The following is a 13481-nucleotide window of genomic DNA, read 5'->3' as shown; positions in this document are numbered from 1 at the left end:
ATGCTTGTAGAAAAAACGACGATTATGAATGAAGAGGATATAGAACGAGTTCTTAAAAGAATTGCCAATGAAATTATCGAGAGAAACAGGGGAACAGAGAATGTTGCTTTAGTTGGCATTCAAAGACGTGGCGTTTTTTTGGCCAAACGGCTTCAACAATCACTTAAAAAACAAGAGAAAGTCAAAATTCCTGCAGGTGAATTAGATATAACTCTTTATAGAGATGACCTCACTCTTCTTCACGAACAGCCAGTGGTACATAGCACATCTATTCCCTTTGATGTAAATGGAATGAAGGTCGTTTTAGTTGATGACGTCATTTATACGGGCAGAACAGTACGGGCTGCTCTTGATGCTCTTATGGATTTAGGACGCCCCTCTGTAGTTCAACTTGCAGTTTTAATAGATAGAGGCCATCGTGAATTGCCTATACAACCCGATTATTGCGGGAAAAATGTACCTACATCTTCTGATGAAATAGTGGAAGTTCGTGTAGAGGAATTGGATGGCGCCAATAATGTTGTTATCTGCGAAAGAAAAAGTTAGATTTTTACTTGTCATTTTACTGTTGGTTATTTGCCCCATTAAAGTTTTTGCAATGGACTTATGGGTCACATCTCCATGGCTTTCAGTTATAGCCCACTTTATGGGTGGGGTCTTTATAAACGTAAAACCCATAGGCCAATGGACAGAAGATGGCATTGAAAAAAAGGTATCTGTCAAAAAACTGCCCAAAGACGGTCCTTTTTTAGCACTGGATTATAAAAATGCGCAAAAGTATGGGCTTTCCTCACCAAATTTTAAAAACATTCATGTGTTATATTCTCAATTACCCTTTCCGCGGGAAGAAATAGATAGGTATTTTACAGACCCTTCCGTTCTTCCTTTTATAGCGCAAAGAATTCTCAATGTTTTTTCTAGCCTTGATTCAGAACATTACTCTTTTTACCAACGACGGTTAGCTGAATTTCAGGGACGTTTGGAAAGTACTGTTTATTTAGGAAGGCAACTTTTACAAGGAAAAGAAGTATATAGCCTTTCAGAAGACTACCTTGAACTGCTGAAAGCAGCGCAATGTCGCATTATTCAACCTGAAGAAACATTGCGAAAAGCGTGGGAAAAAGGAGAGTCTTTAGATCAACTCAAAGAGAAAATCAAAGAGTGTTCTCAATTGAATATTCCTGTTTTATATGATCATAAAACGCCAGCTCCAGTGAAAAAAGTTTTATTGGAGAGTAAGTCTACGGCAGTTATTCAATTAAAATATCCAACAATAGGGCAAGATCTGATCATAGCTCTCTACGACCAGTACTTAGCAATATGGAATATAGCTACTCCAGGAGATACAAAATCTTAGCTTTCCGATGTAGCTGATTGGTTGTTTTTATTCTTTACAAAGAAAAGAAATGGGATTGTTGCTGAAAAAATAAAGAAGCTCAGCACATGAAATGGACTCAATGGAAAGTTTGATTCAACGATAAAACCATCTAGAACTGGCCCCGTCATCATCCCCAGACTAAAGAAAATATTGAATACGCTCATTGTTCGCCCGCTACCAAATTGAAAACTGTTTTCGGCAGCTATAGCTGCGAGAGATGGAGCAGAGAGTGCGTGCCCCACGCCAAAAATAACACTCGCTATGACGAGACCTGTAAAAGATTCAAAGAAAGGTACGATGATAAAAACACACCCTGAGAAAATACCACCAACAATTATCAGGTGATGACGTGAAATTTTGTCAGAAAGTTGCCCAAAATATCGTTGTAAAACTCCCGTTGTAACGGAGTTAAGGGAGAGGATTATGCCTATTTGTGAAAAAGAAAGAGAGTAACCAGAAGCAAGAAGAGGAATCATCATAAGCATTGTTCCTCGACACATTGCAAAACAAAATTGGTAATAAAAACAGGTTCGAAGAGCGGCATTTTTTATCATGCCTCTAATTGCGGGAAGCATTTTCCCATTAGACTTAGAGCGACTTGGAATCCCGATGGGAAGCTTTTTAATAACCATGAGAAGGGCAATAGTAGTGAGTGTCGTCATAAAATAAAAAGGCACGTGCCATCCTATATGATCAGTAAGAACTCCACTGATAAGAGGTCCAAAACCTACGCCTAAAAAGAGAGCACCCTGAAGTGTACCGAAAAATATGCCTTCTTCGCCTTTTTTTGCTATATCAGCGCCTATTGCCATCGTTATAGGTACAACAAAGGCGGAACCCAGTCCATGGAAGAAACGTATAGTAATAAGAGAAAGTGTAGTATCAGCGTGTACATAAGCGAGGGAAGCTAATGAATAAATTAAAAGACCAAGCGTTAAGAGGCGTTTTCTGTCAAAACGTTCAGCTAACTCTCCACTGAGAATCATTCCGCCTGTTCGCGCGAATGAGAAGGTGCCGAAAACCAGACCAAGAAGAATGCCACTAGCACCAAGCTTTGATGCATAGACAGGAAGAATGGGACTAATAACACCAACGCCAAGCATGGCGCAGAATAAAGACAGAGAGAGCGTAAGTAAAATATAGTCTACGTGGGAGGAATGAGTTTTATTCATAAAATGCCCCTTTAAAAACTCCCTCATGTTTTCACATGAGGGAGTAAAAATCACAACTTATTGTTTATTGTACTAAAGATTATGAACAATTTCAATCTTACCTTGCCCTTCAGAAAAATAACCAATACACGTGCTTCTTTCAAACCCTGCTTCTTTCAATGCGTTCAGCATTGCCGGGGCATGCTCTTGATTCAGAGCTAACAATAAGCCGCCTGACGTTTGGGCATCATACATCATGTCTACACGTTCAGCGGGGAATTCTTCTTTTTCTGTGACGTGATCTTCATATTGAATTCTATTATTATATGTGCCTGCCGGAATCAACCCGCTCTCTGCAAGTTCAATGACACCTGGAAATAACGGGACGTCATGGAGACCCAGCGTGACATTCAACGTTTTTGCTGAAAGCATATCTAGAGTATGTCCAATAAGCCCAAAACCGGTTACGTCTGTACAGGCATGAACATGATCAAGTAATTCTTGAGGAATGACGAGTGGAATATTATTAAGAGTAGACATCCATCGCATGGCCTCTTCTGGTCCTTTGGGATCCACAATCATGTCCGCTTTTATTCCTGTTGCAATGACACCACTTCCTATAGGTTTTGTTAAAAGTAGTGCGTCGCCTGGTTTTGCTCCGACTACTTGCCATGGATTCGATCTTGCAACTTCTCCGTATACAGCAAGTCCATATTTAGGTTCGTCATCTTCTACACTATGACCTCCTACTAGAAACGCTCCTGCTTCTCTAACTTTTGCATAGCCTCCCTCAAGCACTTCCCGTAATATCTCAATATCTAACTTTTTTACGGGGAATCCTACTATATTCAGGGCAACAATAGGGCGTCCGCCCATTGCAAAGACGTCGCTAATAGAATTACACGCTGCTATTTCTCCCCATTTTCTTGGGTCATCTACAATGGGAGTAATGAAATCAAGGGTAAGAACTCCAAGGCGTCTGTCATCAATAATCCAGAGTGCTGCGTCTTCTCCAGATGCCCATGTTGAAATAATACGGTCGTCTCGTACCGGAGGTATGTCTCGAAGTATTTTTTCAAGGTCCGCCGGACCTATTTTGGCGGCTCACCCACTTGTTTTAGAAAGTTCAGTTAATCGCATAGATAGAGGCCCTCCCTTCTTTTATAATAACAATAAGAATTATAACAAACTGACATGATTTTTATTCATGGGATTCATTCATAAATAGCTGATATTTTGCTTTTATGAAAGGAAATACCAGGAGTCAGAATGATATAATGAAAAGCTCGAAGAGAATTATACAGCATTTAGAAAAGGAGTGATTTGGAATAATGGCAACGATTCCAAACTCTACAGTATTGGAGGAACTGCGTTCCTTAAAAGAAGAACTGCAGGAAAGTCTTTGACCTCGTTAGGTTGGAGGGAAATAAAAATGAACTTGAAAGTAAAACCCTTGCTCCAGATTTTTGGGGAAGTGACGAGGCTAAAAAGGTAACGAAAGATTTGGCGCGATGTCAAGATAGACTTGATTCCTGGAGAAAAATAGTATCTGAGTTTCAAGAATTGGAAACTATCGTGGAAATTTTACATGAAGAAGACGACACAGATCTTCAACGAGAATTTGACCAGCGTGCGTTGGCTTTTAAAAGAGAAATAGAACATCTGCAACTCATAGAACTTCTCAGTGAAGATTTTGACCAGGGGAATGCTATTGTTACTGTTCATGCAGGTTCAGGTGGATTAGATTCTCAGGATTGGGCAGAAATGCTTTATAGGATGTACGTTCGGTGGTTGGAACAGAACAAATTCCGCTTCAAAATTCTAGATCTGCTACGTGATGCCGAAGGTGGAATCAGTAGTGTGACCTTGTTTGTAGAAGGGGATTATGCTTATGGATATTTAAAATCTGAGAAGGGGGTTCATCGGCTTGTACGAATATCACCTTTTGATTCGGCAGGTAGACGACATACAAGCTTTGCCTCTGTAGATATAACGCCTGACCTTCCAGAGAATGAAGATATAGAAATACGCCCGGAAGACATTAGAATCGATACGTATCGTTCCAGTGGTGCAGGTGGTCAGCATGTTAATATGACAGATTCGGCAGTACGCATTACCCACTATTCATCGGGGATTGTCGTTAGCTGTCAAAACGAACGGTCACAGCATATGAACAAAATGGTTGCTATGCAAATTTTAAAAAGCAGGCTCTATGAAAGAGCCCTTCAGGAACGTCGGGATGAGATGGATGCCATTCAAGGTGAAAAGAAGGAAATAAGTTGGGGCAATCAGATTCGCTCATATGTTCTCCATCCTTATACTCTTGTAAAAGATCACAGAACAGGGTATGAAACAGGTAACATTCAAGCGGTTCTTGATGGAGACCTTGATGATTTCATAATGGCTTATTTGCGATGGAATAAATTGTCTGGCAATAACTAAGTTTTTCGTAGAGGAGGAGGATTTTTTTGTATAAGCGGCCGCTTTCGCATATTTTTTTTGTTTGTCTGATACTTACGCTTTTAGTGACGACTCATGTGAGTTGGGCTTCTCAATCGTCATTTAAACCAACAGTTCCTGTTCTTCCTCTGGAAGATTTGAAACCAGGAATGAAAGGATACGCTTTAACGGTTATACAGGGTCAGAAAGTCGTCTCCTTTCCCGTGGAAATAATAAGCATTGTTCCGCAATTGGAGAGTCGTCCCCGTCATCTTATTATGATTCGCGTGAGCGGTGATGTTATTGATAAAACTGGTGGAATAGCTGCAGGAATGAGTGGTAGCCCTGTCTATATTGGTCAGAAGCTTATTGGGGCTATAGGCTATGGTTTTAATTTTAGTGAACATAATATTGGCTATGTTACTCCAATAGAGGACATGGCTACTGTTTGGAATTGGCCGGAAGTGAAAAAATCCTTGCCAAAATTTACATTACCTCTTGAAAAAGAAGACGAAAAGGAATCTCATAAAGAAGAAACTCAACCCGAAGAAGATAAGGGTGAAAACGAAGAAATTGGTACAAACGATACAACCTCTCCAGAATCTCCTTCAGACCAAATGACACCGAAAGCCTTACCGTTACAGATTAGTGGTGTCAGTCAAAGGACAGTAAACAAACTTGAAAACGTGTTAGGTGAGAAAGCTGTTCTTGCTGGAGGTATAAGTAGTGATGAACACATAGTTGATTATAAAGCGGCATTTTCCCCGGGAGATGGGGTAGGTGTTCTTCTTGCATGGGGTGATGTTACAGTAGGAGCAATTGGAACAGTAACATCGGTTGATAAGGACGGACGTTTCTTAGCTTTTGGACATCCTTTTTTAGAAAGGGGCGCTGTGGCTTTTCCTGCTGCCAAGGTTAACATTCACAATGTTATTCCTAACTTAGCCAGCCCTTTTAAAATAGGCAGTTTCTCTCAGATTGTAGGAACAATAACCCAAGATCGAGCCGAAGCCATAGGTGGACAGGTCGGTTATTTTACTCCATCTATTGATGCCTCTCTCCGTTTCAAGGATGTTGATAGAAACGTACGAGCTTTAAAAAGATTTCATGTTGTTCCTGATCCTTTTATGAGCTCAGAAATGACATCTATTCTTTATACAGGATTAATAGATCGGTTATGGGGCAGAATAGGCGAGGGAACGGCGAGAGTCTCTCTTCAAATTGAAGGCTATGGGCTTCCCAAGGGCTGGACTCGGAGCAATATGTTCTTTTCTGAATCAAATATTGGAGGAGATTCTCTTCGTGAGATTCAAGAAATAATAAAGGCGATAACGCTCAATCCGTATAAGGACATTTACCCCTTAGGAATACACCTTTCTGTGGAAATGACTCAAAAACCTAATCTTATTTTCATTGAAGGTCTCAAAGTTGATGGGGAGACCTTCCGTCCTGGAGATAAAATTCCGGTGGAAATAACATTACGTCCTTATAGAGGTGAACAGAGTAAAAAGAAATTCGAACTTATTGTTCCTCAAGATGCAGCTGGTCCAGTTGAAATTGCTGTAAGAGGTGGCGGTATTATGCCTTTAGAAGAAGATGCTATTATTCAAGGATGGAAGACTATAGAAAATTTTGATCAAATGCTCAAGGAAATTAGTGCCTTGGAAACCAATAATGAGGTTATTCTTGAGCTTAATTATGCTAAAGTTCCTGATGAAGCGTCTCAACCTGGCCCTACGAAAGAAGATCTTGAACTATTAAGTCAAATTAAAGAGAGAAGACTAAATGAAGGAAGCATGCGTATTTTCAGAACAGATTATGTAGTTGAAGGACTCCTTCGTAAAATTGTACAGATTGTGCCAGAAACCAATAACAGACAAGAAAGGGAATAATAATGTTCATAACTCTTGAAGGGATCGATGGATGTGGTAAAAGTACTCAAGCGGCCCTTTTAAAAGATAAACTGCAAAAAGAGAAACATGCTTCTGTAGTGTGGACCAGAGAACCTGGAGGCTGGAGCCATGGAGATCTTGTACGTACACTTCTTTTGGACAAGGATCTTCACCATGAGTTAAGTGAATTGCTGCTTTTTGTATTTGATCGCTGTGAACACGTTTCTCAAGTTGTCGCTCCTGCCCTTGAAAAGAAGCAGATTGTTCTCTGTGAACGATATACTGATTCAACACGTGCCTATCAAATATGGGGAAGAGGTTTAGAAGAAAGAAAGGTAGAAGATCTTTTTTCATGGTGTCACTTCCCAGATCCAGATTTGACCTTGTGGATCGATACCCCTTTATCTTTGGCAATGGATAGAATTAAAAGATCTAGAGGGCACTTGGATCGTATAGAGTCAGAAACGCAAAAATTTTTATCAAATGTTTGTTCTGGTTATAAGGAGCTATCAGCACGATATCCAGAACGTATAATTCGTATTGATGGGGCGCAACCGATAGAAGACGTTTCACTCCAGATTTGGAAGGCTGTGGAGGTGTACTTTCTCGGTGAAAGTAAAAAAGAGTTCTGATAGAAAATTAGGTACTGATTTTGGAACCTTTTCTTCATCACGTCATCGAGTATCTCAAAGAGAAGACGTTAATTATCCTAAGTTCGACGATTCTTTGGAAGCGGCAGAAATACACGAGCTTCTGAACCGTCTCGATTCTCTTGGCGATAAATTATCACGTTTCCCTTCAGAAACCATATTGCGAGATTATCGCAATGTTGTTGGAGAACTTCTTAAAAGGGCGACTGGTCGTTTACGTTTAAAAAAAGATCTTCGTTGGAGACGGTATGATAAAAATATATTTGTACTTATGGAAAAAACAGAGTCTGCCCTTCAAGAATTATCTGTTGTTTTTTTAAGGGAAGGAGAACGAACACGTTCTCTCCGATTAATGGAGGAAATTAAGGGATGCCTGCTCTCCCTACTTTTATAACATCAAGCCTGATGTGGCTTGAACTGAAAAAAGCTTTAGAAAAAGATAGCTTTCCTCAAAGTTTATCTTTGATGGCGCCTAAACAGTACCAAAATGATATTGTTTTGGCAGTCGCTCGTTATATTTTGTGCGAAAATAAGAATGCATGCGGCGAATGTCTATCATGCCGATCTTGGCATGAAGAATTGCATCCTGATCTCATACAACTTGGCTCACTGGAGAAAGCGCCTGGTATAGAAGAATGTAGAGAGGGTGTAATGGAACTTTCCTTATCGCCAGTTGTGTCTTCTCGACGACTTATCGTTATTTACTCAGCGCATGCGCTCTCTCTTCCTGCAGCGAATAGTCTGTTGAAGATCGTTGAGGAGCCGCCAGAACGCGGAGCAATCATTTTTATGCGAGAGGCCGAAAACTTTTTGCCAACATTAAAAAGCCGATGCTGGAATCTTTCTGTTGTTGAGGAAGAAAGTGTAAAACAGGAAAAAATCCCAACTTCAGAAAATGAGTGGAAGAAATGGTTCGAACGGACATCTTCTATGTCTGCGGAGGAAATGGATAAGCAGCTTTTATCTTGGGAGGCCTGGGCTTTTGAAGCAAAAGAATTTACTTTGGCCTCGCATATTGATAAATTACGTCTTATAAGTGAAAGCCGAAAGTTATCGGCAGGAATGATGATTGATTTAATTTTATTAGCACTCAAGGAGGGTTTTTCTTTTGAGTATGTATTTGACAATCTTTGGTAAACCGCGATATCTGGGTTTGGTCAATATAGATGGAGAAACTGTACACCCTGAAAAAGGAGAAATCATTGTTGCAGAGACAATGAGAGGACTTGAACTCGTTGTCGCCGGAGGAACTATTTCTGGAGAGCAAGAGGATCGCTATAGAAATACATGCTGCGAAGATCTCTCAGATGGGCAACCTAAGGGTGGGGAACCCATGCTTCAGAATATCTCTTTTATTCGAATTGCAACACCTGAAGATATGTTAGCGGCCCAGACCCAGCGAAATGAAGAAGAATCCGTTCTTGTTAAAGCTAGAGAGTTACTTACGCAACATGACCTTCCCATGAAGTTGGTAGATGTAGAGTATTTGCTTGACCGTAAAAAACTTTTCTTTTACTTTACTTCAGATCAAAGAGTTGATTTTAGGGCGTATGTCAGAGATCTTGCTCGTGAATTTAAAACTCGCATTGAGTTGCGCCAGATCGGAGTGCGAGATGAAGCCAAGACCGTAAGAGGATTAGGCCCTTGTGGAAGAGAATGTTGCTGTGGATATTGGCTTCATAAATTTGATCCAATTTGCATAAAAATGGTGAAAGAACAAAATTTAGCATTGAATCCTACTAAAATTTCAGGTGTTTGCGGACGACTTATGTGCTGCATGGCTTACGAACATAAAATGTATGAAACTCTTTGGAAAGACCTTCCAAATCCCGGTTCAAAAATAAAGGCTCCACACGGTTCCTTTGTTATTGTAGGTGTTGACCTTGCCCATGAAGCTTTTCGAGCAAGAACTCCAGAGGGAGCAGAAATACTTGTTCCCGTAAGGGAGTTCGAAAACTTTAAAGAAACGGTACTAAGAGGCGACACATGGGATGCATCGATTTGTGAAACTCCCCCTCTTTTGTTAGATGAAGAGGAAGTTGACGAAGTTGATGAGGGAGGAACAGAAGAGTATATCCTTGAAGATGAAACATGTGTCCTTGCAAGTGTTGTCACTGATTCTGAGAGCTATGAGCAGTCTTCAGATATTTCAGAAAACAATGAAGATAAAAAGGAACACATTAAGAAAGAAAGAAATGAAGCAAGTTCGCGCAATAAAAAACGGAAAAAACGGAAAAAGAGACCGCCACAACAACAAAGCACGGAGAATAAACCACGTGTTGGTGACGATCGTGCACGACCTCGAAGGCATTATCCTCGAAAAAAACAGCGTGACGATGTTCATAAAACCAAAGAAGAATAAGAAAAAGTGTGAGGTGTAGCTAGATGTCTCTGTGGAATAAGTTAAAAGATAGCCTGAAAGAAGTAAAAAATCGTTGGAGTGGAGGATTGGTTTCTCTTTTTTCAGGATCGACAATAGACGAAGAGTTTTGGGAGAGTTTTGAAGAACTTCTCATTTCTGGTGATGTTGGCATCGACTTGACAGAAGAAATAACAGCTGATCTTCAGAAGACAGTGAAACGCGAAGGTTTAAAAACACCAGATCAGCTTACAGAATATTTCATTGCTAATATAACGGAACGCCTTGAAGCAATTGAGGGAATGGGCAAGGAGATAGAAATAAATTCTTCACCGAAGATTATCGTTCTTGTAGGTGTTAATGGTAGTGGTAAGACTACAACAGCAGCTAAACTTGCAGAACAATTTCATAGGCAAGGGAAAAAAGTTGTTTTGGGAGCAGCTGATACATTTAGGGCTGGAGCTATAGAACAGCTGAAAGTGTGGGGAGATAGAACTGGAAGTCGCGTTGTAGCACAACAACAGGGTAGTGACTCTGCCGCAGTTGCCTACGATGCCCTTCAATCTGCCAAGGCATCCAATGCCGATGTTGTAATCATTGATACAGCGGGCCGTCTTCATTCAAAACATAATCTCATGGAAGAACTCATTAAAGTTGTACGAGTTCTTGAAAGAGAAGTCGGTCGGGATTCTATTGAAAACCTTCTTGTTTTAGATGCAGTTATGGGACAAAATGGCTTTGCTCAGGCTGAGACTTTTAATAAAGCATTAACTTTAGATGGCGTTGTATTGTCAAAATATGATAATACAGCGAAGGGTGGAGTCATTCTTGCGATTGCTCATAAATTGGGACTTCCCATTCGATATATTGGTCTAGGAGAGGGTGTCGACGATTTACGGTTGTTTGAACCGCGAGAATTCGTACAGGCGCTATTGGAGAAAAATGGCGATGAAGCCTGATAGTGACGAACTCTTAGGCAAACTGACATTCTCTTCTCCGATTTCAGAGTTAATGCGAGTTCTCTTTTTTTACTCGCTGCAATATGTAGTTTTGGAAAAGAAGAAGAAATATCATATTTTTCGCCAAGAAGATATTGTTGCTTTTTTGCATAAAAGTGAAAAAGATACTTCTATTTCAAAACTTTTCCTCTTTGCAGAAAAAGGTGCTAATACAAGAACTAACCTTCCTTCCAGAATGAAGAATTCGGAGAGAATGCTTTGTATCACAGCTGAAAAAGAAACATATATTACCACCTTTGAAGAAGTTAAATACAGATGTGGTGAGGACGAGGATTTCCCACTTTGGTGGAATATCCCTCTGCCTCTTTTGACTATGAAAGATCATAAGGTGATATTGAATGCTAAAGCTCAGGAAAGTTTTTCCTTGGAAGATTTTTCATTGAAACGCGTCTCAGATGCCTTGCAGCGAGAGGATAGACTTCTTGAAATTAACGCGGACGAAAATGAGAAGCGGGTTTTTTATTTCGAACCTCTTCTTGCTGATATATATTTAATTGATGAAGTTACCAGTGATTTGTCTGCAGCAGAAGATATGGTTTGGTGGGCTGCTGTAGGAAAAGCCTGGGCACAAAAGATGCGCAGAGATGGCTATGAAATTCACCAGGTAGATGGCATTCAACCGTCTCCTATTGATCTTTTAGGTGCAGATGATTATCTGACATGTGTCTGGGATGAAAAAATTTTAGGGTATCTTTGTTTTAAAAAAATGAAGGAGGCCTCAAAATGACCTATCCGGTCAAATTGATAACGGGCGTTCTTTATCCTGATGAGTATTGGCGATTATGGGTAATAGAAAAGGTTTCAGAAATGTGGGGAGAACCTGAATGTATAAGTGAACCTCATCTATTTGACATAACCAATTATTATCATGACATTGCGCCCACTCTGTATAGGCAGTTTATTTCATTTAAAGGACTTCGTGATGGGGGTGACTTGGTTCGCTGGAAGAAAGAAAGTTGCCACATCGAAGAAGGAAGTTACAGGGTAGAGAACGGTGTAAATGTTCGCTCAGTAAATATTGATCCTGGATATATTAATGGAGCTCGCCTCGTCTTGGCTTCAACGAAAGATCATGCTCATCGTATTTATATATCTGATGGAATTTTTGCAGAAGTGACAATGAGGTACCGCTTTAAAAAGTGGGTATCATTCGATTATACTTTCCCTGATTTTGCCAGTGGTCGTTATGATACATTTTTATCAGCGGTCAAAAACTCATGGGGAAAAGAAATGGCTGAGAGGAGACAGAACTCATGATAGAGAGATACGAAACGCCTTCTATGAAAAAAATATGGTCAGACCAAAACAAGTATGAAACATGGCTCAAGGTCGAACTCGCCGTGTGTAAAGCTTGGACCGAAGATGGGCTTATTTCAGAAGAAGCTTTAAAGGATATTGAAGCCAAAGCTGACTTTGATATTGAAAGAATTTATGAGATAGAAAATCAAGTTCATCACGACATGATTGCTTTTGTTTCAGCTGTAGCTGAAAAGGTTGGTCCCAGCGGTCGTTTCATCCATTTGGGCTTAACAAGTAGTGATGTTCTTGATACCGCATCGTCGCTTCTTTTAAAAGAATCTTTAGACGTTGTCTTGACAGAACTAGACACACTTTCATCTCTTATATTAAAGCAAGCGGATGCCCATAAATATACACCTTGCGTAGGGCGTACTCATGGGATTCATGCTGAACCAATGACTTTTGGTCTGAAACTTTTAAATTGGTACTATGAACTTCTTAGAGATCGGGAGAGAATTGAAGAAGCAAAGAGACAAATAAGCTATGGCAAAATTTCTGGAGCTGTAGGTACCTACGCTCACTGTCCTACACGCATAGAGAAACGGGTTTGTTCGTTGCTTGGTCTTGAACCAGCTGCTATTTCCACTCAGATTCTTCAGAGAGATCGCCATGCTCATGTTATGAATGCCATTGCCCTTCTTGGTGCGGGAATAGAGAGAATGTCCGTTGAAATTCGTCATCTTCAGAGAACTGAGGTACTTGAAGCCCTTGAACCTTTTGGGAAGAAACAAAAAGGATCTTCAGCCATGCCTCACAAGAGAAACCCGATTCTTTGCGAACGTTTGGCAGGAATGGCTCGTTTGCTACGAGGATATGCTTCAACAGCTATGGAAAACATTGCTTTATGGCATGAACGAGATATTAGTCACTCTTCTGTAGAAAGAATTATTTGGCCAGACGCATTCCATCTTATTACATATATGCTTCAGAAAATGTCAAAGATCGTAGAAGGCTTGGACATTCAGCCTGAAAATATGTTGGCCAATCTACATAAAACTAAAGGACTAGTTTTTAGCCAGAGAGTTTTGCTTGAACTTGTAGAGAAATTTGGTTTGAGCCGAGAAGATGCTTACGCTGTCGTCCAGGAGAATGCTATGAAATGTTGGCATGGAGAAGGAAGCTTTGCCGAACTTCTTTGGAATGATGAGCGGGTAAATAAATATCTTTCTAAGGAAGAACTCGACAGCCTCTTTAATTTGGATTACTATTTTAGCGCTGTGGATGAAATCTTTTTAAGATTTCATCAGATGTCTTAGATTTTAGATTCAGAATAGAAATTAATAGGAGGATAAAC

At 40.2% G+C, this 13481-nt stretch carries 14 protein-coding genes; 12 read left to right on the top strand and 2 right to left on the bottom strand.

All coding sequences use genetic code 11. The features are described 5' to 3' along the window. Both pyrR and ACZ5GY_RS05265 read left to right on the top strand, forming a co-directional pair. A complete protein-coding gene (gene pyrR, locus ACZ5GY_RS05270) occupies positions 1–546 on the top strand; it encodes a bifunctional pyr operon transcriptional regulator/uracil phosphoribosyltransferase PyrR (protein WP_213690203.1) in 546 nt (181 codons plus the stop codon). After that, entirely contained in the window at positions 506–1357 is an 852-nt protein-coding gene (locus tag ACZ5GY_RS05265; RefSeq protein ID WP_213690202.1) for a hypothetical protein, read from the top strand. The genes pyrR and ACZ5GY_RS05265 overlap by 41 nt, the downstream gene beginning before the upstream one ends. Here ACZ5GY_RS05265 and ACZ5GY_RS05260 read toward each other — a convergent pair. Continuing rightward, positions 1354–2550, bottom strand: a complete 1197-nt coding sequence (locus tag ACZ5GY_RS05260; protein ID WP_213690201.1) for an MFS transporter — start codon at positions 2548–2550, stop codon at positions 1354–1356. The two genes, ACZ5GY_RS05265 and ACZ5GY_RS05260, sit on opposite strands and share 4 nt — an antisense overlap. Before the next feature lie 72 nt (positions 2551–2622). Further along, complete coding sequence (gene selD, locus ACZ5GY_RS05255) at positions 2623–3669, bottom strand: selenide, water dikinase SelD (protein WP_464112069.1); 1047 nt, start codon at positions 3667–3669, stop codon at positions 2623–2625. A gap of 191 nt (positions 3670–3860) precedes the next feature. Here selD and prfB point away from each other — a divergent pair. The 10 genes from prfB (at position 3861) to purB (ending at position 13443) form a co-directional block, all read left to right on the top strand. After that, positions 3861–4971 (top strand): peptide chain release factor 2 gene (prfB, locus tag ACZ5GY_RS05250; protein ID WP_213690199.1). Its coding sequence is split into 2 segments (ribosomal slippage): positions 3861–3932 and positions 3934–4971, totalling 1110 coding nucleotides; the frame shifts between segments, so codons are not numbered across the junction. 26 nt (positions 4972–4997) lie between these two features. Then, on the top strand, positions 4998–6860 hold the full coding sequence (locus tag ACZ5GY_RS05245) for a SpoIVB peptidase S55 domain-containing protein (RefSeq protein ID WP_464112068.1): 1863 nt from the start codon (positions 4998–5000) through the stop codon (positions 6858–6860). Positions 6861–6862: 2 nt separating this feature from the next. Further along, the gene (tmk, locus tag ACZ5GY_RS05240) at positions 6863–7492 is read left to right on the top strand and encodes a dTMP kinase (RefSeq protein ID WP_213690197.1); all 630 of its coding nucleotides are present in this window, start codon (positions 6863–6865) and stop codon (positions 7490–7492) included. After that, on the top strand, positions 7470–7904 hold the full coding sequence (locus ACZ5GY_RS05235; protein WP_213690196.1) for a DUF327 family protein: 435 nt from the start codon (positions 7470–7472) through the stop codon (positions 7902–7904). The genes tmk and ACZ5GY_RS05235 overlap by 23 nt, the downstream gene beginning before the upstream one ends. After that, positions 7880–8647, top strand: coding sequence for a DNA polymerase III subunit delta' (locus ACZ5GY_RS05230; RefSeq protein WP_213690195.1), 768 nt, complete (start codon positions 7880–7882; stop codon positions 8645–8647). The genes ACZ5GY_RS05235 and ACZ5GY_RS05230 overlap by 25 nt, the downstream gene beginning before the upstream one ends. Beyond that, positions 8625–9872: a PSP1 domain-containing protein gene (locus ACZ5GY_RS05225; protein ID WP_213690232.1), complete on the top strand. Its 1248-nt coding sequence runs from the start codon at positions 8625–8627 to the stop codon at positions 9870–9872. The genes ACZ5GY_RS05230 and ACZ5GY_RS05225 overlap by 23 nt, the downstream gene beginning before the upstream one ends. 23 nt (positions 9873–9895) lie before the next feature. Further along, the gene (ftsY, locus tag ACZ5GY_RS05220; RefSeq protein ID WP_213690194.1) at positions 9896–10828 is read left to right on the top strand and encodes a signal recognition particle-docking protein FtsY; all 933 of its coding nucleotides are present in this window, start codon (positions 9896–9898) and stop codon (positions 10826–10828) included. Beyond that, positions 10818–11615: a hypothetical protein gene (locus ACZ5GY_RS05215; RefSeq protein ID WP_213690193.1), complete on the top strand. Its 798-nt coding sequence runs from the start codon at positions 10818–10820 to the stop codon at positions 11613–11615. The genes ftsY and ACZ5GY_RS05215 overlap by 11 nt, the downstream gene beginning before the upstream one ends. After that, positions 11612–12145: a DUF4416 family protein gene (locus tag ACZ5GY_RS05210; protein WP_213690192.1), complete on the top strand. Its 534-nt coding sequence runs from the start codon at positions 11612–11614 to the stop codon at positions 12143–12145. The genes ACZ5GY_RS05215 and ACZ5GY_RS05210 overlap by 4 nt, the downstream gene beginning before the upstream one ends. Further along, positions 12142–13443 (top strand): adenylosuccinate lyase, encoded by a 1302-nt coding sequence (gene purB / locus ACZ5GY_RS05205; protein WP_213701073.1) that lies wholly within the window; start codon positions 12142–12144, stop codon positions 13441–13443. The genes ACZ5GY_RS05210 and purB overlap by 4 nt, the downstream gene beginning before the upstream one ends. Positions 13444–13481 lie beyond the last annotated feature (38 nt).

The sequence above is a fragment of the Aminobacterium thunnarium genome, assembly GCF_055390565.1.
Note: the sequence above shows the minus strand (reverse complement) of the source record. Positions and strands in the feature narration are given on the sequence as shown.

Bases quoted from the DNA above. Each gene is read 5' to 3' on its own strand.
- pyrR (WP_213690203.1), top strand. From the start codon at position 1: ATGCTTGTAGAAAAAACGACGATTATGAATGAAGAGGATATAGAACGA.
- ACZ5GY_RS05265 (WP_213690202.1), top strand. From the start codon at position 506: ATGGCGCCAATAATGTTGTTATCTGCGAAAGAAAAAGTTAGATTTTTA.
- ACZ5GY_RS05260 (WP_213690201.1), bottom strand. From the start codon at position 2,550: ATGAATAAAACTCATTCCTCCCACGTAGACTATATTTTACTTACGCTC.
- tmk (WP_213690197.1), top strand. From the start codon at position 6,863: ATGTTCATAACTCTTGAAGGGATCGATGGATGTGGTAAAAGTACTCAA.
- ACZ5GY_RS05230 (WP_213690195.1), top strand. From the start codon at position 7,880: ATGCCTGCTCTCCCTACTTTTATAACATCAAGCCTGATGTGGCTTGAA.
- ACZ5GY_RS05225 (WP_213690232.1), top strand. From the start codon at position 8,625: ATGTATTTGACAATCTTTGGTAAACCGCGATATCTGGGTTTGGTCAAT.
- ftsY (WP_213690194.1), top strand. From the start codon at position 9,896: ATGTCTCTGTGGAATAAGTTAAAAGATAGCCTGAAAGAAGTAAAAAAT.
- ACZ5GY_RS05215 (WP_213690193.1), top strand. From the start codon at position 10,818: ATGAAGCCTGATAGTGACGAACTCTTAGGCAAACTGACATTCTCTTCT.
- ACZ5GY_RS05210 (WP_213690192.1), top strand. From the start codon at position 11,612: ATGACCTATCCGGTCAAATTGATAACGGGCGTTCTTTATCCTGATGAG.
- purB (WP_213701073.1), top strand. From the start codon at position 12,142: ATGATAGAGAGATACGAAACGCCTTCTATGAAAAAAATATGGTCAGAC.